We start from the raw sequence: 24,788 nt of genomic DNA, 5'->3' as shown, positions 1-24,788 counted from the left end.
CTTCAGGATCAGCGAAACATAAAACAAATGGAACAGATACAATCTGTACCCATGATATTGTATACTTCTGTATCTGTGTCTTAATGAAAAGACTCCATAATTTTGTTTAGCTAAAGAAGGAATAGTATGGAAACGATCACACTACATCAGGAACCTGTTCAATATGCTGAAGCCTATATTTCAGATATGTTGATGCTGAAAAATATTTTTTTACAGGCACAGGAATGTAAGCAGGTAGATCAAAACTTCGGACTTCCTTTTCTTTTGGCTAAAAGGAAAAATGAAATCATTGCATTTGCCAGCCTTATCATGAACGAAAAGAATGAGATTACCTTTAAAGTTTATGACAAAAAAGGATTGACGGAAGTGGAGAAAAGAAATTTTGGCAACCATGCCGAAAGCTGTTTTAAAAAGAATAATACCCCTAATTTCAGAGATCCGGAACAGCTGAAAAGCAGCATCCGAAGGATGGTAAGCTGGCTGAATCTTTAAAACAGGGATAAAATTGTACATTTACTTAAAACCACGATTCACAATGCCTAAAGATGTCCTGTATCTTAAAATAGCCAACTCTGTGACTGAGCAGATCAAAAGTGATACCCTGCAGTTCGGAGACCGGCTGCCCTCGTTAAGAAGTGCCCAGAAATTATATAATGTGAGCCTGAATACGGTAAAGCAGGCCTACATGGAGCTGGAAAGCCGCTCGCTGGTAGAATCTCGCCCCAAATACGGGTACTATGTAAGTCAGACCTCTCAAAGAAAGCTGGCTCTGCCTTCTGTGGCTAAAATGAAGATTTCTGAAACTAAAAACACTCCAGAGGATCTGATTGATAAGGTATTCGGAACAATTGACGGAACTGACGTTACACAGTTTGCATTGGGAATTCCCGGGAAAAGTCTTCTCCCTGTTGCGAAGATGAAAAAGTGTATGATTGATGTAATGAAGAGGAAGAGCGACAGCGGAACAAACTACGAGCCGGTACAGGGAAGTGAGAAGCTTCGTCGTGAAATTGCCAAATGGGCTATGGTCATGGAAGGCAAGATTACAGAAGATGATCTGGTCATCACTTCCGGCGCTATGAACGGAGTCTATAACTGCCTGATGGCGGTGACCCGGCCGGGAGACTCTGTAGCGGTGGAAAGCCCTGTTTATTTTGGAATACTTCAGGCTATTCAGCTTTTAGGGCTGAAAGCGGTGGAGATTCCTACCCATCCTATTACCGGAGTAGATCTGGATGCATTAAAAAAAGTACTTCCGAAATTGTCCGCATGCTGCTTTGTGGTCAACTACAATAATCCGTTAGGGTTCCAGATGCCTGATGAGAACAAAAAAGAGCTGGTGAAAATGCTTACCGAATATAATGTTCCTCTGGTCGAAGATGACGTCTACGGAAACATTTACTTTGGAGCGGAAAGACCAAAACCCTGTAAGTTTTATGATGAAGCGGATATTGTGATGTGGACAGGCTCGGTTTCCAAAACGCTGGCTCCCGGTTATCGGGTGGGCTGGGTGGCGCCCGGGAAATTTAAAGAAAGGATCATTCGCCAGAAGCTGGTTCAGACGGTATCGGGCCCCTCTTTGTTTTCAGATGTGATCGCAGATTTTCTGGAGCATGGGCGATATGATCATCACCTGAGAATGTTCAGGAAGAAGCTGTATGCCAACTATCTCCAGATTCAGAAATCCGTGACACAGTATTTCCCTGATAATACCAAAATTTCAGAGCCCAAAGGAGGCTTTATGCTATGGCTCGAGCTGGATAAAAGAATCTGTACCGAAGATCTTTATGACGAAGCATTAAGCCGGAAGGTCAATTTCGCGCCGGGAAGAATGTTTTCACAATATAATCAGTATCAGAACTGTATGCGTCTGAATTATGCCCTTGAGTGGACAGATCGTGTAGAAAGCGATTTGGAAAAGCTGGGGAAAATGATAAAAAACAAAATACAATAAACCTTATCGTGATGAATGAGACCAAAAATGAAGTAAAAGTTATAGCTTACGAACCCCAATACAAAGAAGCCTTCAAAACTCTGAACGAAGAATGGATCAAAACATTCTTTGTGATGGAACCGGGAGATTATAAATTGCTGGATCATCCTGAAGAAGAGATCCTAAATAAAGGCGGACATATTGCTTTTGCTTTGCTGAACGGGAAAGCAGTAGGAACATGTGCGCTGGTAAAAACCCAGAATGAGCCTCTTATCTTTGAGCTTTCAAAAATGGCCGTAAGCCCTGAAGCCCAAGGGAAAAGACTGGGTTATCTGTTGGGGAATGCTTTGGTGGATAAAGCGAAGGAATTAGGAGCGCAAAAGGTATTTTTAGTGACCAATTCCATGCTGGTGCCAGCCATAAAGCTTTATGAAAAGCTGGGTTTTAAACATATTCCTGTTACCGATGTAGCCTACGAGCGTGTGGATGTGCAGATGCAATTGGATATCAAGGGGTAAGCATAAAAAAAGATATTAGAACCTGGATAGAAAATCCTTGTTCTAATATCAAAATTTAAATCTAATTGCTTTACTGTTTTATTTCTTGATAAAAGTTTTGGTCAGTGACTTTTTGCTTCCACTGATTTTAATGAAGTACATTCCGGCCGGAAGTGCCTCAATACTTATTTTTTCATTGTAATTTCCTTTTGAAGAATGCAGGTGGTGGGTTGAAATAACGGAACCTTTCGTATCAATGATTTCGGCTTTAATGGTCTTATCTTCAGTTTGGTATTGAATGCTGATGCTTGCCAAAGCAGGATTCGGATATATTTTAAGATCACCGGTTGCTGTCTTTATTTCTTTATTGGCCAAAAACCCATTCGGGCAGGCAGGAATTCTGTTGATTCCATCAATTCCCCATGTAGACTGTACCGGAATACAAAGCCAGTTCAGAACAGTAGGGAAGTGGTCGGTTTCCCTTGTTGTAGAGGTATAATCATAGACTTTAAAATTGTTGACTGTATTGGCGTTATAGGTTGGAGAACCTGTCACAATCATATTATTCGCATTTGGACTTGAATCTGCCAGAGTATTTCCAGAGGTTTCATTACACTTCCAGTTAGCTAGCAACTGAGAATAATAAGGATGGGAAGGAGTAATATCCTGATTGGCCCAATTCACGATCACATCATTTGGAAGTGCAGATTTCCAGATTCTTACATCTTTATAAGAAGCGGCAAGGTTAATCCCGTAGGTATTCGTTCCATCCTGATTTAAGGTTAAAGGAAATCCGGAATCAATATTTCCGATGGTATTCATTTTAGCAAAAGTTACCGGAACTCCATCTTCATAAAGCGTTACAAGGCCATCTCTGTCAAAGCTGGCTGCAATATGTTTCCATTTATTTGTTTCTACTTTTCCTCCAACCAGATCTATTCTGTTGGTTCCGTCACCGATATTCATTTTGAAAGTCTGTCCGGAATACCCTGAGAAAATAATTCCCTTATTTTTTCCGTTGGCCCAGTTTTTATTACCGATCATCACCGGATCACTGGAATAGGAAACATTAGGTTTTACCCAAAATTCAATGGTGAAATCCTGGGTGGTTCCAAAGTTAAAAGGAGCTTGATTAGCCGGTTTTGCATAGGTTCCTGCCGGAAAATTCAACTGGTTAAATGTTTTATTGGATTCCAGAACCGTTTTGCTGATCTGCTGTGGGCTAAACCCTGGATTGGAATAGACGGTAAAAATATTTCTTTCCGAAAGATTTCCGCCACCATGCGAGCTGTCTACCGCGCCATGATCTGTTGTTAAAACTACCAGCCAGTCTTCGTTATTATAAGTTGCTCTGTTTTTCATGGCAGCGACAATCTCTCCGACATACGTATCTGTTGTCTGAATGGAAGAAACATATTGCGGAACATTTGAAGAAAAGCCATAAGAGTGTCCCGCATGATCCACATCATCAAAATCTACAAATAGAATATCCGGATTGTCGTTCTGCAAAGCATTTACAGCCGCATTTTTTACAGCAAGATCTGTTGCAAGATTGGTTTTTACATCCGCGTTCTGTATGATCTTATCATTGATCGGAGCCCAGTGAGCCAGAGAAATCGTTCTCAGGTTAGGATTAAAGGTCTCTGCCCTGGTTAAGAAATCAGGATAGTTTACATAGTTCGGGCTTGTAAAATTATTGTCCTGGACATTGTGCTTGGTATGCCATACGCCTGTAAGCATGGTGCTCCATCCGTTTCCACTCCAGGTCGTGGCTGCGCAAAGACCGTCAAGAGAGTAGATAGACTGACTGATGAGGTTCTGGATGTTTGGAGTGCTGGCGGCCATCATGACATCGGCCCGGCATCCGTCAATGCCGATAAAAAGAACTTTTTTGGTCTGAGCTCCAAGGAAGCAGCTCATGACAACAGCCATTGAGAATAGTTTTGTTTTCATGGGATAATGGGTTTTGAGGTATGAAAGTTTACAAATAGTAATTAATTTTTAATTATTGTAAAATTAGTTTACTATTTGTAAACATGTGTGAACGGAAAGTTAATTAATTGATAATTAAAATAAAGATATGGCAGGGTGGTTTCTTAGATACAAACCTGAAAAAATAAATGACACAAACAATTTCACAAGCATGCTAAATAAGGTCATCCGTGAAAAATATTTGTGCCATTCGTTTTTAGAATATAATTTGAAAAAAGAAGTCGTCAAAGAATACCTTCAGCCTCAGAAATCGTATTGAAAATATAATCAGGCTCTGCCTTTTCCAGTTCTGTTCTGTTTTGTGCTCCTGAAAGAACGGCAATTGTCAATCCGCATCCCGCGTTTTTTCCTTCTTCAATATCAATGACGGAATCTCCGGCCTTTAAGACTTTTTCAGCTTCAGTAATGCTGAACTTTTTCATGGCAAGACGGATCATCTCAGGACTTGGGCGGCTTTCAGAAACATCATCCGCTGTGATCAAAGCATCAAAATGGATATTTTCTTTCCAGTTTAGTTTTTTCAAAAGCTGTTGCGCTATTTCAGAGGTGTATCCTGTATTTAAAACTATTTTTTTGCTCCGGGCTTTCATTGTAAGAAGAAAATCTTCTGTTCCGTTGATCGGTTTTACTTCAAGGTTTCGATAAGACTCTTTTAGCTGATCAGAGAAATTTTCAAAAATAGCAGGAGCATCCTTTTCATTACCATCAATTTCTCTCAGGAGGCTTATGATCGCTTCAAGTTTTTCCATTCCGGCGCAGGTGGATAATACTTTCTCCAGGCTGACTTCATAGCCATACCCGTTTACGGCATCTGTTAAAGTTTTATACACTACATTATCTTCATCAATCGTTGTTCCGGCCATATCCAGAACTAATAACTCTATATTTTTCATTTCAGTTTATGCGTAGATTTTTTCAATATTAAATTTGGAGAAGCCTCCGCTTCCCGTCATTCCTTTTCCTCCGATACCGGTCACAATATGAATATTGGCAGATGGGCTGTGCTCAAAAATATCTTTAGTTTTACACTGAGAGTATACCCCAAACCATCTTCTCTGGATTTCATAGGTAGGAAGATCAATAATTTTCCTGGCTTGGTGGATCATGAATTCATCAATTTCCATATTAAGATCATACCCCAGGTCATCAGCATTTTCCGCGTCAGCATATTCATGGGAATCTCCTAAGATCACAGAGCCGTCAAGAGCCTGTTTGAATAAAATATGAATCCCGTATTTTTTCTCAAATGAATTAGGGGCTTCCAAACTCTTGATCTTCTGGAAAGAAGGACACTCGCTGAATGACTCATATCTTCTGATTGAAAGACCGGTAAGAATATTTCCCTGAAGCGAATAGATCCCCTGTGGTTTGGTCTGAAGCATCTGCAGCTTGCTCACTTCCAGATCGCTTTCGTTGAATACGTTGGGATATAATATTTTGAACTCATGCCCGCCACAAATAATGATTTTGGAAGCATTGAATGCTGTTCCGTCTGCTGTAATGGCAGTACATTTCTGGTCATCCTCATGAGTTTCCAGAACAGTTGTATTATAGAAGATCTGAAGTCCCATTCTTTCCTGCAGCAGCTTGTGAAGCTTTATGATCATATCAGCAGAATCTACAGAAAGCTCCTGAGGGAAAAATAGCCCTCCTTTACAATAATCAGAACGAAGACCATCAAATTTCATGATACAGTCATTTTTTGATAATAAAACAGATTCATAATCATTATTTCTGTTGATCTCGTAGAGTTCTTCAATAAGCTGAAGCTCTTCATCATTGGAGGCGACATACACAGATCCGTTTTGTCTGATAGTAAGATCTGCCTGTGTATGAAGTTCATTATATATTGCGAGACTTTCTCTTCCGAAATTCTGCCATTTAAGATCCATTCCGGAAGGGACTACCTGTCCGAAGTTTCTGACAGTAGCGCCCTGGGGAACGGCATTTCTTTCCAGTAAAGCTACCTTAAGATTTTTCTTCAGTGCATGATACGCGTGGAATGTTCCTAAAATCCCACCGCCCACAATGAGTAAATCAAATTTTGTTGTCATTTTACTATAATTTATAAGATTTTTGAAGTATCGAAATTGATGAATTGATTAGAATTGGACTTGGGCTTTGATTTTTTTCTGAAAGCCAGAAAAGCGATCACCGAAAGAATTAAAACAGTGGCGGTAATGATATAGTTTAAATCGATATAAAAGCTAAGCCACGAAGTCTGGGCAGACCCGAAGTTCTTGTACAGCAGGATCAAAACACTTCCCAGATAGCCGAACGAGTCTACAATATAGATCAGAAAGCCTACATTACCTTTGATCTCAAAAGCAGCGATCATCCTGTCGAAATAGATACCGTTGAAAGGAATATAGCAGATGTACATTCCAAAACCGGAAATGGTCATCCATAAAAAAGGAGAAAGTGATCCCTGCTGAAATAAATACGTGGAAAGCCCAACGGTAAGAATTCCTGCAAAAAGAATGTAATGATAGTAAGCAAAAGCTTTTTTATTGTTTTTTACCCTTACCATGAAACTTAAAATGACCAGAACCATCACCGCAATAGGAATTTCCGTTAAGGTGAAAACAGAACTGTCTGCCGTAAAATGCAGTCCATCCCAGATCTCACGGTTGAAATTATCCCTGAAATCTCTTAATACCGTTAAACTGATATACAGAAAAATGATGCATACGATCGGGACAAAAAATTGCTGGATCAGCGCTTTTCTTCCTTTACCGTTCAGGGGTTGTCTCCTGTTCTTAAGCAAAATATCTTCTTCCGTAGGCTTTGGGATCCTTTCCAGCAGCAATCCGAAAAGAATCAATGGAATGATAAAAACAAGCCCGGCAGAAAAAGGCATCCAGAATTCCGAAATATGGAAACGATCCATCAGAAATTTGCCTGCAGACTTGGTAAACCCCGAAGAAACGACAAAGCTGGAACATAAAAACAGGCCGATGATTTCTGTTGTTTTACGTCCTTCAACATACGAGAATACAATGCCCCAGATCATTCCCAGAGGAATTCCATTAATGAACATAAAAAGTATATTGTACGGAGCCGGAACTGCGGCAAAGCCAAGCAGGGCAAATTCTGCTATGGCAATGAAAGCAAATAAATAAGTTATCCTTTTTTGCGGCTTCATTTCTGAGATAAACTTGATTCCGATGAATTTTGAAATAAAATACCCTACAGCCTGGGCTATGATGATCAGAATCTTATAATCCACTCCAAAATAGGAGAGACCTTCAAAAGAAGCGACGGTAAAAGGCTTCCTGAAACCGTACATGCAAAAGTAAACACCGAAAGTAGCAAAAGCGGCCTTCAGGGTTACCAGAGTTTTTTTATTAATGGTTCTGGCCATGGTTGTGATTTTAGAAGTTCAGTTTTATTCCAAGGTTGAATCTCACTCCATAATATTCCACCTGTTCAGGACGGTCCTCATTTTTTCCGAAATGATAGATCAGGGGCTTGTTCAGGATGTTGTTGACATCCGCGTATAAGGTCAGGTATTTGGTAAACTGGTAAGAACCTCCGAAGTCCAGATTGCTGTATTTACCATAATAAGAATCGTTGATATCCTCCTCGGCATATTCTACGGCATACTTCCCTTTATAATTGTAGGCAAGCCTTGCATTGAACCCTTTCTTCTCAAAGAAAAGCTGAGCATTATAGAGTTCTTTTGCCTGGTATGGAAGCGCCACTTTTCTTCCGCTTGGCTTTTCCATTTCAGAGGTCATGAAAGTGGCATTCAGCTGGACTCCGAAATATTGCAACAACCCAGGTAAGAAATCAAATCTTTTATTGATTCCCAGCTCAATACCTCCCAGCCATGCTGCATTTCCGTTGTTGGGAGCCGTAAACTGTACCCCATTGATTCCGTTATAATTTCCGATAAAAGAATCCTGAAATATCGGATCCGTAATCGATTTATAGAAAATACCACCACTCAGAATCCCTACATTCGAAAAATAATATTCACCCATCAGGTCAAAATTCAATGAATAAGTAGGATTCAGATTAGGGTTTCCTCCTTTGAATTCATTGTCCGCTTCAATATAAGTTCCACCGGGAGTTAAATCTCCGAAATTCGGTCTTGAGAAAGTTCTTGTCGCTGCAAAACGGAGGTTGGTCTTATCATCTAAGGTATATTTTAAATGAATCATCGGAAGAACAGCCAGATAATTTTTAGTATTTTCAACAGGAGTGAGCACATCATCAATTATGCCGTATCCTTTTACTCTTGTATTGGTATTGGAAAGCCTGATTCCTCCTAAAACTGTGATCTTATCATTTACTTTATAGGTTGCCATTCCATAGGCATCCGCATGTTTTTCGTACACGTCAAAGTTTCTTCCCAGGGCCTTATTATATTCTAGAGCTTCTGAATCGGTAGTATTGATTTTTAAATTTCCCTGATTCTGAAACCAGAACTGGTTCATTCCTGTAGTGGAAAGTACGGGATCGAAAGAACTTCCGATGTGCGTATTCATTTCACTTAAATACCTGGGGCCATTCGGCTGTGTGGTAATGTATTGGGAATAATCAGCTAAAAGAGGGGCTGTGTCATTGTTCCAGCTGTAGAAAATATCAGAGAACTTCGCATTACGTTCCTTATCCCTGTACTTGAATCCGTATTTTAAGATTAGTTGATCAGAAGCATTAATCTCGTGATTGAATGCGGCTACGATCTTGTCTTTTTCTTCTACAAAAACCTTATAAAACTCAAGATCTGTAAATCTCATTTGAGAAGCATCCATTTTAAAGTCCGGATCACTGTAGAAACCGAATAAGGCGTCAGGGTTTTTATAATCTAATTTGCCACCATCAGCTTTCCAGTAAGCTCTTGGTCCGTTTCCGCGGTCTGACATATAATCCGGGTTGATTCCCACTCCTGATTGAGTGTATTTAATTACATAATAAGAATTGTTCTGCTTGTCCGGAATGTTCCCATATTTGAATTTGTTGTCATAGTAGGACAGGTCCCAGTCGATCTTTCCTTTATTTAAATTATGAATTCCCCCCAAGGAAACAGAGGTAAGCTCTGTAATCAGTAAATTGTGGATATTCTGAAGTTCAACTCTCGCCGTATTATTGGCAGAGCTGAATTTATCAAATCTGATCCTGTGCTTGTAATGCGTTTCATCATCTGAAAGTGTCCCATACATTCCCTTCAGGTAGAAGGTCGTTTTAGGCGATAGAACATATTCAAAGGCGGTGTTGATTCCCGTTGTCTTTCTGACTCCGTTGTAATCACGAAGCTCCATTCTGAAAACCCCTTCGTCCCCACTCCTTCTCGCTTCAAAATTATCGGTAGACCAGTTTCTTATAAAATGAGCAAAATTGAACAGATACCCGAATTTCTTATCTTTAGTTCTTCCGCCATACAACAGCCCAAGATTGTAAACTCCTTTATCCGATTTGGCATTATAGCCGCTTCCCAGGGTTGCTTTGAACTCTGTTTTCATCGGTGGAGTTTTGGTAATGAAATTGACTCCGCCTCCAATTCCATCTGCTTCAATATCTGGAGTAAAAGATTTGTTTACATGTACATAGGAGATCAGCTCGGTAGGGAAAAAATCAAATGCTGTAGCTCTGGAAGTTGTTTCTTCCTCAGCAGTAGGGAGCCTGTTTCCATTGATGGTGGTGGATGCCCAGAACGGTGGAAGTCCTCTCAGAGAAACAAACCTTCCCTCTCCCTGATCCCTTTCGATCGAAACGCCCTGTACACGTTGTACCGTTTCTGCGGCATTTCTGTCCGGTAATTTTCCAATTCCGTCAGAGGCAATAACATTGGTAATGTTGATGGCATTTTTCTGAAGATTTAAAGCTCTTGCTTCCGTGTTTTTTAAGGTTCCGGTTACAACGACTTCCTCAATGTTCTTTCGCTGCTGAGATAGCTTTACAGTTCCCAGGTCAAATGTCTCTCCGGGCTTAAGATCAACATTGATTTCTGTAGATTCATATCCTATATAGCTGATTTGTATACTGTACGGACCTTCCTTAATATCATTGAAGGTAAATTTTCCGTCGATATCGGTGGTCGTATTTTTAGACAGTCCTTTTATTTTGACCGATGCGCCGGGAAGGGGCTGGCTGTCATCAAGAACAGTTCCTATAATTAACTGCTTCTGTGCTGAAACAAAAATAATGAGACAGACAAAAACAAGGGTAAGTAATTTCTCTAAATTTGTTTTCATTTTTACATATATTAAATTTTTTATGCAAAACAAGCTAATAATTTTAATATATATAAATATTTTGTGTTAAGTATTGATTAACAAATAAGCGAGATTTGTTACCTCTATTTTACTTTATAAAAGATTAAAATAATCATTAAAAAGTCTGTAAATGCGGCTTATATTCATTGTTTCACGGTTTTTAATACATATTACCTGAATCCAGGCTTGATCTAAACCTCTGAAAAATAAGTTCGCTTTGGTTAACAATCCGTTAATTTTCGTGGAAAGCAGAAATCTAAAAGTTGCATATTTGTAAACTTTTGTTTCGGACTAAACCTGAAAAGAATTAGAGAAGGGCACTCATTTTTTATTTGTGCATAGTGGTCGTAAAAATAAAATATTGAACGGAAGATACTGTTGTGCTTTTTCTTCATATAAATAACCTGAGTTCGGGATAAGAAACAAAGGTTTAAGTCAGGAAGCTGGAAGAGGGAAGCTGGAAGTTAATATTGGACAAATAATTTTATGGTTGTCCGTTTTTTGACATAATTACAATTTTGTGTCAATATTTGTAAAATTAAAATCTCAAAATGAAATTGAAAATCAGTTGATTGTGATTTGTTTAAAATCTTTAAATCATCCAATTTAGCACTATATGACATTAAGCGGACAATCATAAATTTATCGTAAAACTTTATGAAGTACTTCTTAAAACATGAATAAAATTGATTTTCAGCTCTTTTCAAACCTCAATAACTTCCTTCTTCCAGCCTCCAGCTTCCCAATCTTATTTTCAAGCAAAGTGTCCTATCCCGAACTGAGGTTAAATAATAAGGAGCGAAAATTAAAAATTGATATTAAGAATAATAGATCAGCTCTATGCCGTATAAAAATAAAGGACAAGCATCACACAGCTTTCGTCACTGATGCTTACCGGAACATGCGGAAACTTACCATTGAAATATAAAGAATCACCTTCTTTCAGGATGACCTCTTCATTATCAATGACATATTTGACTTCACCTTTCAGAATATACTTAAATTCCCAGGCATCTGTAATTACTTTTTCCCTTTTGGAATTAGGTTCAAGGGTGAGTAACACAGCTTCAAAACCCAAAGAATGAAGACTCTTGCTGAAAATGTGCATATACTTAAATCCTTCAGCTTCAACTTCTTTTTCTATAATTTGCTGGTTTTCCTTAGGAACGTAAATAAACTTGGCATTGGATTTCTTTTCTACACCTTCAAAGAAATAGCTGGCATCAATTTCAAGAGACTGGATCAGATCCAGCAAAACGGGCAGTGAAGGAATCGTTCTTCCGTTTTCGATCCGGGAAACAAGACCATTACTCACATTGGCCTTGAATGCCAGTTCATTGATGGTTAAATTATTCTTTTTTCTAATATCCTTTAATCTCTTTCCGATACCTATTAAAAAGTCATTCATACTGTGTGCTATTTAACCAAAATTATTTTTCGTCATTCTATTGAAAGCAAAGGTAATACTATTCTATAGAGTTTGTATCGGGAGGGAATCAATTCATTGAAAATTATTATTGGAGGCGAAAGGGCAAAAAAATGCAAAAGAGCTAAAATGTAAAAGGGCTTTATTGCCTTTTTGTCTATCCCGGGAAAATTTCCCTATTTTTGTAAAACTCCTTATTTTCATTTATGAAAAAAATTATTCTTATCGAAGACGAAACCAGCGTAGTGTCTTTTATCAAAAAAGGACTTCAGGAAAATGGATATGAAGTATCTGTAGCTTTTGACGGACGTACAGGAGTACAGCTGGTGCAGGCCAACGATTTCGATCTGGTGATTTTGGATATTATGCTGCCGGAAATGAATGGTTTGGATGTGTGTAAGGAGATAAGAAAAACCAATCAGACCGTTCCTATTCTGTTCCTGACAGCATTGGGAACCTCTGAAAATATTGTGCTCGGACTGGAAAGCGGAGGAGATGATTATCTGGTAAAACCTTTTAAGTTCATTGAGCTGGTTGCCCGTGTAAAATCACTGCTGAGGAGAAGCCATAATAACGGACCGCAAGAATCTGTAGAACCGGAGCCTAACGATGAAAATGTATTTCAGTTTTCAGATCTTATGGTAAATGATTATACTAAAAAAGTGACCCGTGGCGGAGAAGATATTTCTCTCACGTCTACAGAATATAAATTACTCCTATACTTTCTTAATAACCCTGAGAAAGTGATTTCCAGAGCTGAAATTCTGGATGCGGTCTGGGGAGTCAACTATGAACTGGGTACGAATGTAGTGGATGTTTATGTTAATTATTTAAGGAAAAAGCTTGATAACCAGGATGATAATAAATTAATTCATACCGTCATAGGAATGGGGTATGTCCTGAAAAAGAACTAATGAATGTTTAACCGAGTGATTACAAATCAGACCAAAACGATGGTGCTCCTGATGCTGGTTTTTACCGCCATTATCCTCCTGTTTAGTGGTTTGGTCTATTTTTCAATCGTTAATTTTTCACATCAGAGATTTTATGAACTGCTGAAGATCCGAACGGCAACCATTGTTCAGATCGAAAAAAGCAAAGATCATCTTGACCTTCCGGAAAATCATATTCTCAACAGTCTGAATGATGAAGAACTTCCGATGGAAAAGGATTATGTTTTTGCGGTTCCTGCAGATTCCAATTTCAAAAAAATATCACAGGAAGTTCATATCCCGGATTATTTCTTTAAAAATATCATCAGGGAAGGAGAGTCCAATTATAATGATAAAGAATTCTATTATATAGGACAGAGTTTTAAATATGATGATAAAGATTATATTGCGATCGCTTCTGCCAAAAACCATTATGTGATCTACTATCTTGGATTTTTAAAAAGAACACTGCTTACCTGTATTGTGCTTTCGCTCTTCTTCAGTATGATCTTTTCTTTTTATCTGTCTAAAACATTATTCAGACCGATCTTGAAAATCACCGGAAAGGTAAAGGAGATCAGTTCTGAGAATCTTCATTTAAGATTAGAGCCCCAGCCGGATAATAAGGAGCTGAACGAGTTGGTAGAGACATTTAATGATATGCTCAACCGTATCGAAACCTCTTTTGAAACTCAAAATCATCTGATCGGAAACGTTTCCCATGAATTGAGAACACCTCTGACTTCCATTATGGGAGAAGCCGATGTAGCCCTGTCGATCAGCAGAACTCCGGAAGAATATAAAGAAACCCTGGAAATCATCCTGGATGAAGCTGAAAAGCTCGATAAAAAGATCAAAGCCTTATTGATGATCGCCCAAACCGGATTCGACGGCAAGATTCAGAAAATGGATAAGGTAAGAATGGATCAGCTGCTTTGGGATGTGATTGAAACCCTCAGAAGAATTGATTCCAGGAATAATATCTATCTGGATATCAGTATGCTTCCGGACAATCCGAAAAAACTGAAAGTACAGGGTAATGAGCAGCTGCTGCATCTTGCGGTAGCCAATATCATCAGCAATGGCTGTAAATATTCCAATTTCCAGCAGGTAAAAGTTTCTCTCGGAGCTACAGATACAGATGTCTATATTATTGTAAAAGATACGGGCATCGGAATTCCGGAAGTGGAAATGAATAAAATCTACGATCCGTTCTTCAGAGCTTCCAATACCAACAATTATGAAGGCTATGGAATAGGACTTCCGCTGGCAAGAAACATCGTAAGAATGCATCATGGCGAATTGATCGTAAGCTCACATGAGAACCAGGGAACGACAGTACAGATGCGGTTCCCGAACTTTTATAGTATGCAGAAGGAAGGGTAATCAGATTTTCTCATTTACATCTTTATTTTCTTCGCTTTCTTTGCCTTTTTACCCTATTACAATTTCACTTTTTCACCAATATTAATTCCCCTTAACAATTTTCTAATCTCATTTTAATCTCTTTAATCACATTTTAATTCCGTTCCAAAGATCTTCTAATCTGGTCGTTCTAGTTTTGTATCATCAAAAAAGATAAACAAAATACAAAATAATAAAGAACATGGCTAAAACAATTTTAATTGCTACAGATTATTCTCTTGAGTCATTGAACATATTGAAAAAAGTACTTAAGGAGAAAGATGCATCAGAAGATCAGAACCAGTATAATATTCTTCTTACTTCAGGATATGATTCCGGAGATTCTATCAGAGATCTTTTATTCAACACCAAAACAACTGTTTTCAACAAGATCAGGCCGAAGGAGTTCTGCGACGCCTATGGAATCATTAAGAATAAATATCCTCATCTGATTAATAAAATCGTCTGTGACATTTTTACAGGAAGTTTTCAGAGAACATTCAATCAGTATGTGAAAGCGGAAAATATTGAAGAGGCTTATTATTCTTCATCCATCAAAAGTAATGGAAAAGGGAAGTTTGATCTTATTCCTTACATCAAAAAATGCAAAGAGCTTCAGTCCCGTGAAATTGCCCTTGAGGCGAGAGAATGGCTTCCTGAAAGAGGAAGACTGGCGGAGATCTTTGTAGAGGTCTGAAAAAGAAACACAATTTAAAAAAAGATAAAGAATGTTAAGAAATTATAGTAACAGCAGGACACTGGGGGACAATATCAGATTGGGGACGCTGACTGCATTTACAGCAGGTACTATAAATATTGCATCCCTATTGATATTCCTCTCTTTTACATCGAATGTAACCGGGCATTACGCTATTCTGGCGGCAGAAATCAGTAAAGGAAACTGGACACAGGTGGCAGTGGTAGGAGGATGGATCTTTTTATTCTTCTTCGGAAGCTTTCTATCCAACTTTATTGTGATCAATTTTAATAAAAAAAGTAAATATTTTGCCCATTCAATGCCTATTGTGCTGGAGATCATATGTCTCCTGTTCGTAGGGGTATACGGTCAGCTTTATTATCAGAAAACCCTTGAAGAAACAGAATATCTGGTGGCCCTTATGCTTTTTGCGACAGGACTGCAGAACGGATTGACAGCGAGTATCTCTAATTTTTCCGTAAAGACGACCCACCTTACCGGAACAACGACCGACCTGGGAATCCTGGTCTCTATGTTTACCCAAAAGAAATACAGAAGAAATGGAGAGCTGATCGGGAGGGCAAAACTGCTTATGAGCATTATGATCGCGTATGTTTTAGGGGCGGTATTCTCCGGACTGACGTACTATTATCTGGAATTCAGAGTGTTTTATATCATCAGTGTATGTCTTTTGATCGTCATCGGATATGATGCGTATAAAATTCATGTACGACATTTTAACACAAAATACAGATATAGCAGAATTTATAAAAAGCCTAATCTCTTTGCTTATTTGTATGAGAAGATCCATGGGATCCCTAAAAGAGAGAAAAAAGGCAAACTTGTTTTTGAAGAGTAATTGGAAAAGTGTAAATATCACTATTAATTTTTTGTATAAACTAGCTGTAAACACCCTTATTTTATGATGAAATAAGGGTGTTTTTTTGAAAAATCAATCTCCGGATCTATAAACCGGGCTGTTATTCTGCCTTATTTTTTATGGGACGAAAATGATAACTTTCAAATTAATTACAGAGGGTTGCTAAAGCCCATTATTACAAACATTAAAAAAAACGGCTGGGGATAAATAGGGCAAAAATGTTGATAATTAAATATTAAATCCCGTTTTTAGTATTTTAATTCCCGTTTTCATTGACTATTTTTGTAAGTTGATTTACGTTTTATGTCAGATATTATTCAGCTTTTACCGGATCATGTAGCCAACCAAATTGCAGCGGGAGAGGTGGTGCAGAGACCTGCGTCCATCGTGAAGGAACTTTTGGAAAACGCTATAGATGCAGAGGCAACGAAAATTGAATTGATCGTCAGGGATGCCGGGAAAAACCTCATACAGGTGGTGGATGACGGAAAGGGAATGTCCGAAACAGATGCCCGGATGGCATTTGAAAGACATGCCACATCCAAGATCAGAGGAACGGAAGATATCTTTAGGATCTCTACAAAAGGCTTCCGGGGTGAGGCATTGGCATCTATTGCTGCTGTTTCCCAGGTTGAGCTGAGAACCAAACAGAAAGATTCCTCCATCGGTACCAGTATTTATATCGAAGGCGGGGTATTTCAGTTTCAGGAACCGGCTCAGACAGCCGAAGGATCAAATTTTTTGGTGAAGAATCTTTTCTATAATGTTCCTGCCAGAAGAAAATTCCTGAAAAATAATAATATCGAATTCAGACATGTAATCGATGAATTCCAGCGTGTTGCACTGGCGCATGAAGGATTGGAGTTTTCTTTGTTCCACGATGATGAAGCTGTTTTCAGATTAAGGAAAGGAAGCCAGATGCAGCGCATCGTCGATGTTTTCGGACGAAAATTGCAGCCGCTTTTGATTCCTATCAAAGAAGATATTATCTGGTGTAAGCTTCATGGATTTGTTGCAAAGCCTGAAGGAGCTAAAAAATCCAGGGGTGAGCAGTTCCTTTTCGTCAACGGAAGGTATTTCAAAAGTCCGTATTTCAATAAAGCGGTACAGGAAGCGTTTGAAGGATTGCTTCAGCCGGGATATGTGCCTTCCTTTTTCCTTTTCCTGGAACTTGATCCGGAGAAAATAGATGTGAATATCCATCCGCAGAAAACGGAAATAAAGTTTGAGGATGAGCATCTTATTTTTGCTTTGCTTCGTTCAACGATCAAAAGATCTTTAGGCATTTATAACGTGTCTCCAAGCCTTGATTTTGACAGGGACCCGGAGCTGGATGAAATGATGAACAAACCGATTCCGAGCAAAAGCAACAGTGGTGGTGGAACCGGTGTCATCAAAATGCCTGAAATCATTGTAGATAAAGATTACAATCCGTTTTTGGAAGAAAGAAATGTACACCCTGAAGAGATCCAGAACCTTACGGAAATGTACCACCAGAACATAACGGCGGAACCTTCAAAGATCAATTTATTTGAAGATGAAGATTTCGATGAAGATCTGATGAGGCTCCCTAACGGATACTGGCTTTTCAATAAAGGTGATGTGACATTGATGCTGGATCTTGGAAGAATGCACAGACTATTGGTGTCAGAAAACAATAAATCTACAAGAAAATCAAGTACCAACAGCCATGCGCTCCTTTTTTCTCTGGAGTATCATATGAACGAGATCGAAAAAAATAAATACAATTCGATCAAAAAATATCTTCCGGAATTAGGATTTGACATGAAAATTGCTCATGAAAGCGTACTTCGTATAGATTCCCTTCCTGAAGGCCTGAAAGAAACACAGGCAATGAAGTTCCTGGAAAACCTTTTTGAGATCCTGGATTATAAAACAGAAGAAGAGTTTTTGCAGTATTATCATAACCAGTGGAATAAAATGCAGTCGAAGTCAAGATTCGACTTTATCTATAAAAAAGATGCTGAACAGCTTATCAAAGACTTTACAGCACTAGGTTTCCCGGAATTTTTACCGGATGGGAAAAGATGCTTCTATGAAGTTCCCTTTAATGACTTTAAAAATAAATTTTAAAAAACATGTTTAACAATATACCGCCGATTACAAAGAACATCATTATTATAAATATTATAGTGTACCTGGTGTCCAATTTCCTTTTTGAGGGATTATATGGTTCTTTGGTAGGTTATTATCCTTTTTCACCCAACTTTAAATCTTGGCAGGTTATTACACATATGTTTATGCATGCTCCACTTAAGGAACCTGGAGGATTAATGCATATTTTATTCAATATGTTTACATTATTTAGCTTTGGACCAATTTTAGAACAGTCAGTGGGAGAAAAAAGATATTTATTATTGTATTTTGCAAGTGGATTAGGCTCGTTTTTTTTATTCAACCTTTGGAATTTTGTTGAGGCTCAACAAATTATTTCTGGTTTGCAAAGTTTAGGATTAAGTGCTTCTGAAATCTATCCTAAAGCAGCGATAGATTATGTGGGAGATATGAAGATCAGTGCTACAACACCCGAAGGACTAAAACTATCAAGTCAATATTATGCATTGTTAAAATCTCCTATGCTGGGAGCTTCCGGAGCTATTTTTGGTGTTGTAGCTGCATTTGCAACACTCTATCCAGATTCAAAAATAGGAATCATGTTTATTCCGGTTCCTATAAAAGTAAAATACCTTCTTCCAATCGTTATTGTGGTGTCCGTATATCTGGGAATTTCCGGAAACGGAGGAGGAATTGCTCACCTTGCCCACGTTGGAGGAGCTCTGGTGGGGTGGCTGTTGGCACGAAATTGGAAAAAGCATTTGTACAGATTCAATTAAAATAATTTTGTGAAGGTTATTCGACTCATACTCCTGATTCTCCATCTTGGAATTTTATTTCTGCTGCTGGGCACCTTGTTGAATGCCTATATTCCGCCTAAGATTTTCCCTTGGTTCAATTTGCTTTCTTTAGGGTTCCCGATACTGATTACGTTATATATTATACTGACGGTATTTTGGGTTTTCAGCTGGAAAAAGAGAGCTTTTATATTCATGTTTGCGGGTTTGGCATTTATCAATCCTATAAAACGATGGGTAAATTATTCTTCCACTAAAGAAGAAGGCTCTGAGATAAAAGTGGTTTCTTTTAATACGAGAGCAGGAGGTAGAGGAAGGGAGGAGATTGGAACCTATCTTGAATCTCAGAATGCAGATGTTATCCTTTTACAGGAAGACGCAGGTATAGTATATAAATTTGAAGGATATCAAAAAGTAAATTCACATGGTGTTTTTACGGTTCTGACCAAGCACAAAATTATCAGTGAGAAGATTATAAGGCCCAATGATGAAGACCAGAGAGTACCAGGCGTACAGGTCGATATCGAAATAAAAGGGAAAGTTTACAGATTCATTGATGTATATCTTCACCCGTTCCGGTTTGAAAAGGAGATGGTGAAACCCGGCACAGATGCTGATACTAATGAGAGGAAAGTAATAGATGTGGTAAAAAAACTTATTCCTACCTTCAAAAAACATCAGGAACAGGTGGCGCTGATCCGTGAAGCAATTGACAGCTCGCCTTATCCGGTAATATTAGCTGGCGACTTCAATTCTGTTCCTAATTCTTATGAATATTACCACCTGGCAGAAGGGCTTGAAGATGTATTTTTAAAGGCAGGAAAGGGAAGCGCGACCAGCTTTCATGATTATAAATTTCCGATCAGGATTGATTATGTTTTTTCTTCGAAATCATTGAAGCCGGTTTCCTATGAAGTCGATCGTTCTGTCAGAATTTCAGACCATTATCCTGTGATTGTAAAATTTTCAATTGAGAATAAATAATCATAAAAAAGTTAACATTTAATAATTTGGTAAGATTTTTGCTAAATAATATAAGTACCAAGACCGTTTTTTCATGAAGTCAAACCAGATATTACTATTTATACATATCGCTATTGCCGTTTTGCTGTTGTGCACATTGGGAAATGCGTGGATTTCGCCTAATCTTCTGGGCAATCTTAACCTGCTTTCTCTGTTGTTCCCCTATCTTATAGCGGCGCATGTACTTCTTACTCTGGTCTGGATCTTCAAAAAAAAAAAAATCGCTGTTGCTTTCGCCTTGGGTACTCTTATTTTTTACAATCCAATCAGAAGATGGGTCAATTACTCTCCCAAAACAGAAAATATAAAAACAATCCGTGATATAAAAGTTTTAACCTTTAATGTAAAATATGGGGAATATGGATGGGATAAGGTGAAAAATTACATTAAAGAGCAGAATGCGGATATCATTCTGGTTCAGGAAAAAGATACGAACCGTGCCCTGAAACAGGATCTGGTAAAATACCCTTCCGTTATCCTCAAAACAAAACATAAAATTGTAAGACAGGCCGAGCTGATCGATGAGAATGCCCGCGGAAATTCTTTCTATGCGGATGTAGACATCAATGGAAAGATTATCAGAATCGTGAATGTATATCTGGAACCTTTCAGGCTTAATAAAACAATGTTTACGAAACTGGATGCTTTGGGAATAGGAAACGTATCTAATCTTCTTTCTCATATGATTCCTACTTTTCAGGCCCATGAAAATCAGGTGAAAAGGATCAGAAAAATAGTGGATATGTCCCCTTATCCTGTAATTTTAGCCGGAGACTTCAATTCTGTACCCAATTCTTATGAATACTACAATCTTGGAAAAGACCTTCAGGATGCTTTTTTAGTTGCCGGAAAGGGGAGCGCGAGCAGTTTTCACGATTATAAAGTACCGTTGAGGATTGATTACATCTTCACTTCAAAATCGATTATCCCTTTAAGCTATAAAGTAGATCAGTCTATAAAATTATCGGATCATTATCCTGTAATTGCAGAATTTCTGCTAAATTAGTTCCATGAAAAATTTACTGTCTGCGGGTTTTGTTCTTACAATTCTGCTTACTGCCTGCTCCAAGAAGGAGTCGTCAGGCTTTGGTGCTGAGCAGGAGCTTAAGATCCACTATGATACAACAGCTGTTGACTCATTCTCGACAGGAGCTGTTTCAGTAGATATTGCCCGCAAGATAAGAATGTCATCACCACAATACCAGGACTCTGTAAAAAAAGCTAAAAAGCTTGAAGAAGAAGAGAGAAAGCTTAAAGCGGAGCTTGAAAAAGAGAACAAGGCCAAACTGGAGGAAGAAAAGAAAAAAGCTGAAGCTGAAAAGAAGCAAAAAATTTCAGATACGCCAGCCACAAAAGAACCCAAAACAGAATAGATCAAACAAAATATACCTAAAGATATAAAATATGAAAAAGCAAATCCTGGCAGCGCTGGTGATCTCAGTATTCACTGTTGCCTGCACAAAATCGACTACAAAAACAGAACAGGTAGAAAATGCGGATGGTTCAGTAACCACGACCACAACTACGGAGACAGAAACCCCTTCTGATGTTGTTGATACTTCCAAAATTAATAAAGCGAAAGAAGATGTTGAGGCAAAAGTAGATGCGGCCGGAAACAAAATTGACGATGCTGCTCAGAAAGCGAAAGATAAAATTGATGCAACGGCGGATAAGACAAAAGAAGACCTTAACAAAGCCGGAAAGGATATCAAAACAGAGGCCGCCAAAGTGGGAAAAGATATTAAAAGCGGAGCTCAGGAAGTTGGTAAAGATGCAAAAGATGCAGCCAGAAAAGGCGCTTCAAAAGTAGAGGAAGCTGCTAAAAAAGTAAAAGAAGACTTAAGTAAATAAAAAAATAAACCGCAGTTAATCTGCGGTTTATTTTTTCTAGGCTTATAATGTAAAAGATTGAAAGTCGGAATTTGTTTTCCTGAAGAATCCTTTCATTTTTTAGGATATAGGCTTGTCTCCTTTTTATTTATTGAGCTCCAGCAGGGGATCTATGTACTCTCTGTCATTGCTCAGTCTGGGAACCTTATTCTGGCCACCAAGCTTTCCTTTAGATTCCATCCAGTGATAGAACAGATTATGTTTGGCAATGTGTACAATAGGCCTTTTAAGGGTCATATTGTTGTATCTTTTTGCTTCGTAATCGGAATTGATGGTTTTTAAATGCTGATCAAAACAATCAATAAAAGTTTCCAGATCATTCGGATACTGGCTGAATTCAAAGATCCACTCGTGGGCGCCGCCTTCGTTTTCTTTCATAAAGACCGGAGCCCCGGTAAAATCCGTAATTTGAGCGCCAGTTGCTTCGCACGCCTTCGAAAGGGCAGATTCTACATTCGTGATCATCAATTCTTCTCCGAAAGCATTGATATAATGTTTTGTTCTTCCCGTTATTTTTATTCTGAACGGATTGGTTGATGTAAATACAACCGTATCGCCAATAAGGTATCTCCATAAGCCGCCATTGGTAGTGATGACCATGGCGTAATTTTTTCCGGTCTCAACGTCCTCCAGGCTTACCACCTTCGGATTGGAAAAGTGGAACTGATCCATTGGAATAAACTCATAGAAGATCCCGTAATCCAGCATCAGAAGCATCTCATCACTGTTGGATCTGTCCTGTATCCCGAAGAACCCTTCGGATGCGTTGTAAATTTCGTAGTAATTGATGTTTTTTCCGATGATCTGCTTGTATTGCTCCCTGTAGGGTTTAAAACTGATTCCACCGTGGAAAAACACCTCCAGATTAGGCCATAGCTCAGAAATGCTGTTTACATGGGTTTCCTTTAAAACCCTTTGTAAAAGAACCATCATCCAGCTTGGAACTCCAAGGATGCTTCCCACATCCTCATTTTTTACTTCGGAAGTGATCGCTTTCAGCTTACTTTCCCATTCAGACATCAGAGAAACCTTTTTGCTTGGGGTAGTGGTAATTTCTACCCAGAAAGGAAGGTTATCGATTAAAATGGCAGAAAGATCTCCAAATTTAGTGTTAAAATCTGCATAAAGTTCAGAACTTCCTCCCAGGCGAAGGTTCTTATTGGTAAAAAGCTGGTTTTCGGGATGATTGTTGGCATAAATGGAGACCATATCCTTTCCTGCTTTCATATGGCAGTACTCAAGACTTTCAGTTGAGATAGGGATGAACTTGCTTTTTGCGTTGGTAGTCCCCGAAGATTTGGCAAAATGCTTAATAAGTCCCGGCCAGCTTACATCCTTATGTCCCTGTCTTGCCTTTTCGATATAAGGCTCAAAATCCTCATAGGTTACGATCGGAACCTTATTTTTAAAATCCTGATAGCTTGAAATGGAATTGAATCCGTACAGTTTACCATATTCCGTATCTTCTGCATGAAACAGCTGGGAAAATAAAATGCCTTTCTGTGTTTCAATGGGATGGTCCATGAAATTCTGAATCTGGTCTATCCTTTGGCGGATGAACCAGTTGACTACGGTATTGAAAAGTGCTTTGGTTGCCATTCCAACAAATATAATGATATTTGAATTTTCTGAGAATTTTTTCTGTGATTAAATAAAAAAACCGTTACAAAATATGTAACGGTTTGGTATTTAGAATATTATTTCTTAGCAGTACTCGTCGTAGGCAGCCTGAAGGTTAGCTGCAATGGCACCTGCAGGGTTTCCTTCGATGTGATGTCTTTCCAGCATGTGAACCAATTCACCATCTTTGAAAAGGGCTACACATGGAGAGCTTGGTGGGAATGGAGCAAGGTGTTTTCTTGCTTCAACCACTGCTTCAGTATCAAATCCTGCAAAAACAGTTGTTAAATGGTCAGGCTTCTTATCTCCTGTCAGAGAATATACTACTCCCGGTCTTGCAGCTCCTGCAGCACATCCACATACTGAGTTGATGACCAATAATGTAGTACCAGGCTGTTTTAGAGCTTCTTCTACCTGAGAAGGTGTCGTTAAATCCTGGAAACCTTTATCTGTAAGCTCAGCCTTCATAGGCATTACTAAATCTGTTGGATACATATATTTTGTTTTTTTATCAGTACAAAGTTAAACAATTCTTTACGTTTGATCAATATATAATAACTATCAATGGATTAGTCATATAAAATTAACTAAATATTAATATTGTAATAATATATGCAAAAACATGAATTGAAATTAGGAATAATTAATTTTTTTTATTAAATTTGAAATGATTCTGAAAAACAGATGACCATGAAAAAAACATTTACAGCTTTCCCTCAAGCAATCAACCTCTTCAATACTATCTGCTTATGATAGTAGCTCAACTCTTTTTTCAGCTTTTCATTAAGTTGAATAACAAACTTTAATATCCAAAAAACGAAGTCCGGGACTGAACAGTCCCGGACTTCTAATCAAATCGATATGCAAAGGTTGTATATCCTTAGTTATGGTTGAGATCCGTGTTGACAGGCTTTGGGAATCAACCTGAACACGCATTACGTACCTCTTTATGAAAGGAGCTTTTTAGCCATTTCAGAGATACTTTTCCCATCTGATTTTCCGGCTAATGCTTTTGAGGCTGCTCCCATTACCTTCCCTAAATCTTTGATAGATTCAGCTCCGGTTTCGGAAATAATATTTTTAATTTCAGTCTCTAATTCTTCTGCAGAAAGCTGCTTTGGTAAAAACTGTTCAATTACTTTCATCTGAGCCTCCTCCACTTCTGCAAGGTCCTGTCTCCCCTGTGCGGCAAACTGTTCAAAAGAGTCTTTACGTTGTTTGATCATTCTCTGCAGAATAGCAATTTCCTGCTCCGCAGAAACTTCAGCCCCTTTGGCTTCAGTTTTTAAAAGAAGGATTTGAGATTTTACAGCACGAAGAGAATCCAAAGCAACTCTGTCTTTTTCTCTCATCGCCGTTTTTATAGCTTCACTTATAGTATTTTCTAAACTCATATTTTT

General features: G+C 38.5%; 22 protein-coding genes. 13 read left to right on the top strand and 9 right to left on the bottom strand.

Annotated features, from left to right (window positions below; all coding sequences use genetic code 11):
• Nucleotides 1–126: 126 nt before the first annotated feature.
• The 3 genes from AC4IF5_RS17170 to AC4IF5_RS17160 are packed head-to-tail and all read left to right on the top strand — an operon-like array spanning nt 127 to nt 2,451.
• On the top strand, nt 127–492 hold the full coding sequence (locus AC4IF5_RS17170) for a hypothetical protein (RefSeq protein ID WP_490736641.1): 366 nt from the start codon (nt 127–129) through the stop codon (nt 490–492).
• Between the two features lie 43 nt (nt 493–535).
• On the top strand, nt 536–1,954 hold the full coding sequence (locus AC4IF5_RS17165; RefSeq protein WP_490736639.1) for an aminotransferase-like domain-containing protein: 1,419 nt from the start codon (nt 536–538) through the stop codon (nt 1,952–1,954).
• 11 nt (nt 1,955–1,965) lie between these two features.
• On the top strand, nt 1,966–2,451 hold the full coding sequence (locus tag AC4IF5_RS17160) for a GNAT family N-acetyltransferase (RefSeq protein ID WP_490736637.1): 486 nt from the start codon (nt 1,966–1,968) through the stop codon (nt 2,449–2,451).
• Between the two features lie 78 nt (nt 2,452–2,529).
• On the opposite strand, the gene AC4IF5_RS17155 is transcribed toward AC4IF5_RS17160, so the two are convergent.
• The 6 genes from AC4IF5_RS17155 to AC4IF5_RS17130 form a co-directional block, all read right to left on the bottom strand.
• Complete coding sequence (locus tag AC4IF5_RS17155) at nt 2,530–4,383, bottom strand: alkaline phosphatase family protein (RefSeq protein ID WP_490736635.1); 1,854 nt, start codon at nt 4,381–4,383, stop codon at nt 2,530–2,532.
• 263 nt (nt 4,384–4,646) lie between these two features.
• Entirely contained in the window at nt 4,647–5,315 is a 669-nt protein-coding gene (locus tag AC4IF5_RS17150; RefSeq protein ID WP_490736633.1) for an HAD-IA family hydrolase, read from the bottom strand.
• Between the two features lie 6 nt (nt 5,316–5,321).
• A complete protein-coding gene (locus tag AC4IF5_RS17145; RefSeq protein ID WP_490736631.1) occupies nt 5,322–6,476 on the bottom strand; it encodes a TIGR03364 family FAD-dependent oxidoreductase in 1,155 nt (384 codons plus the stop codon).
• An 11-nt stretch (nt 6,477–6,487) separates the two neighbouring features.
• Complete coding sequence (locus AC4IF5_RS17140) at nt 6,488–7,786, bottom strand: DUF5690 family protein (RefSeq protein WP_490736629.1); 1,299 nt, start codon at nt 7,784–7,786, stop codon at nt 6,488–6,490.
• Between the two features lie 10 nt (nt 7,787–7,796).
• Nucleotides 7,797–10,622, bottom strand: coding sequence for a TonB-dependent receptor (locus tag AC4IF5_RS17135; protein WP_490736627.1), 2,826 nt, complete (start codon nt 10,620–10,622; stop codon nt 7,797–7,799).
• A gap of 859 nt (nt 10,623–11,481) precedes the next feature.
• Complete coding sequence (locus tag AC4IF5_RS17130) at nt 11,482–12,051, bottom strand: helix-turn-helix domain-containing protein (RefSeq protein ID WP_490736625.1); 570 nt, start codon at nt 12,049–12,051, stop codon at nt 11,482–11,484.
• 224 nt (nt 12,052–12,275) lie between these two features.
• Between AC4IF5_RS17130 and AC4IF5_RS17125 the strand changes: the two genes are divergently transcribed.
• The 10 genes from AC4IF5_RS17125 to AC4IF5_RS17080 all read left to right on the top strand — a co-directional run bounded on the left by AC4IF5_RS17125 (nt 12,276) and on the right by AC4IF5_RS17080 (nt 21,729).
• Complete coding sequence (locus AC4IF5_RS17125; RefSeq protein ID WP_490736623.1) at nt 12,276–12,983, top strand: response regulator transcription factor; 708 nt, start codon at nt 12,276–12,278, stop codon at nt 12,981–12,983.
• 3 nt (nt 12,984–12,986) lie between these two features.
• On the top strand, nt 12,987–14,387 hold the full coding sequence (locus AC4IF5_RS17120) for a sensor histidine kinase (RefSeq protein WP_490736621.1): 1,401 nt from the start codon (nt 12,987–12,989) through the stop codon (nt 14,385–14,387).
• 220 nt (nt 14,388–14,607) lie between these two features.
• On the top strand, nt 14,608–15,102 hold the full coding sequence (locus AC4IF5_RS17115) for a hypothetical protein (RefSeq protein ID WP_490736619.1): 495 nt from the start codon (nt 14,608–14,610) through the stop codon (nt 15,100–15,102).
• A gap of 31 nt (nt 15,103–15,133) precedes the next feature.
• Nucleotides 15,134–15,961, top strand: coding sequence for a YoaK family protein (locus tag AC4IF5_RS17110; RefSeq protein ID WP_490736617.1), 828 nt, complete (start codon nt 15,134–15,136; stop codon nt 15,959–15,961).
• A 324-nt stretch (nt 15,962–16,285) separates the two neighbouring features.
• The gene (gene mutL / locus AC4IF5_RS17105; protein ID WP_490736615.1) at nt 16,286–18,076 is read left to right on the top strand and encodes a DNA mismatch repair endonuclease MutL; all 1,791 of its coding nucleotides are present in this window, start codon (nt 16,286–16,288) and stop codon (nt 18,074–18,076) included.
• Between the two features lie 5 nt (nt 18,077–18,081).
• A complete protein-coding gene (locus tag AC4IF5_RS17100) occupies nt 18,082–18,837 on the top strand; it encodes a rhomboid family intramembrane serine protease (protein WP_490736613.1) in 756 nt (251 codons plus the stop codon).
• Nucleotides 18,838–18,846: 9 nt separating this feature from the next.
• A complete protein-coding gene (locus AC4IF5_RS17095; RefSeq protein WP_490736611.1) occupies nt 18,847–19,839 on the top strand; it encodes an endonuclease/exonuclease/phosphatase family protein in 993 nt (330 codons plus the stop codon).
• Between the two features lie 73 nt (nt 19,840–19,912).
• Nucleotides 19,913–20,884: an endonuclease/exonuclease/phosphatase family protein gene (locus AC4IF5_RS17090; protein ID WP_490736609.1), complete on the top strand. Its 972-nt coding sequence runs from the start codon at nt 19,913–19,915 to the stop codon at nt 20,882–20,884.
• A 4-nt stretch (nt 20,885–20,888) separates the two neighbouring features.
• Nucleotides 20,889–21,251 carry a hypothetical protein gene (locus AC4IF5_RS17085; protein WP_490736607.1) on the top strand — a complete coding sequence of 121 codons (363 nt, stop codon included), beginning with the start codon at nt 20,889–20,891 and terminating at the stop codon, nt 21,249–21,251.
• Between the two features lie 31 nt (nt 21,252–21,282).
• Nucleotides 21,283–21,729 carry a hypothetical protein gene (locus AC4IF5_RS17080; RefSeq protein ID WP_490736605.1) on the top strand — a complete coding sequence of 149 codons (447 nt, stop codon included), beginning with the start codon at nt 21,283–21,285 and terminating at the stop codon, nt 21,727–21,729.
• Between the two features lie 123 nt (nt 21,730–21,852).
• On the opposite strand, the gene AC4IF5_RS17075 is transcribed toward AC4IF5_RS17080, so the two are convergent.
• The 3 genes from AC4IF5_RS17075 to AC4IF5_RS17065 all read right to left on the bottom strand — a co-directional run bounded on the left by AC4IF5_RS17075 (nt 21,853) and on the right by AC4IF5_RS17065 (nt 24,782).
• A complete protein-coding gene (locus tag AC4IF5_RS17075; protein ID WP_490736603.1) occupies nt 21,853–23,367 on the bottom strand; it encodes a GH3 auxin-responsive promoter family protein in 1,515 nt (504 codons plus the stop codon).
• A 105-nt stretch (nt 23,368–23,472) separates the two neighbouring features.
• Nucleotides 23,473–23,883, bottom strand: coding sequence for a BrxA/BrxB family bacilliredoxin (locus AC4IF5_RS17070; protein ID WP_490736601.1), 411 nt, complete (start codon nt 23,881–23,883; stop codon nt 23,473–23,475).
• A gap of 452 nt (nt 23,884–24,335) precedes the next feature.
• Nucleotides 24,336–24,782: a GatB/YqeY domain-containing protein gene (locus AC4IF5_RS17065; RefSeq protein ID WP_490736599.1), complete on the bottom strand. Its 447-nt coding sequence runs from the start codon at nt 24,780–24,782 to the stop codon at nt 24,336–24,338.
• Nucleotides 24,783–24,788 lie beyond the last annotated feature (6 nt).

Source organism: Chryseobacterium sp. UF-290 (assembly GCF_058245615.1).
This window is presented reverse-complemented; position numbering and strand designations above follow the sequence as displayed.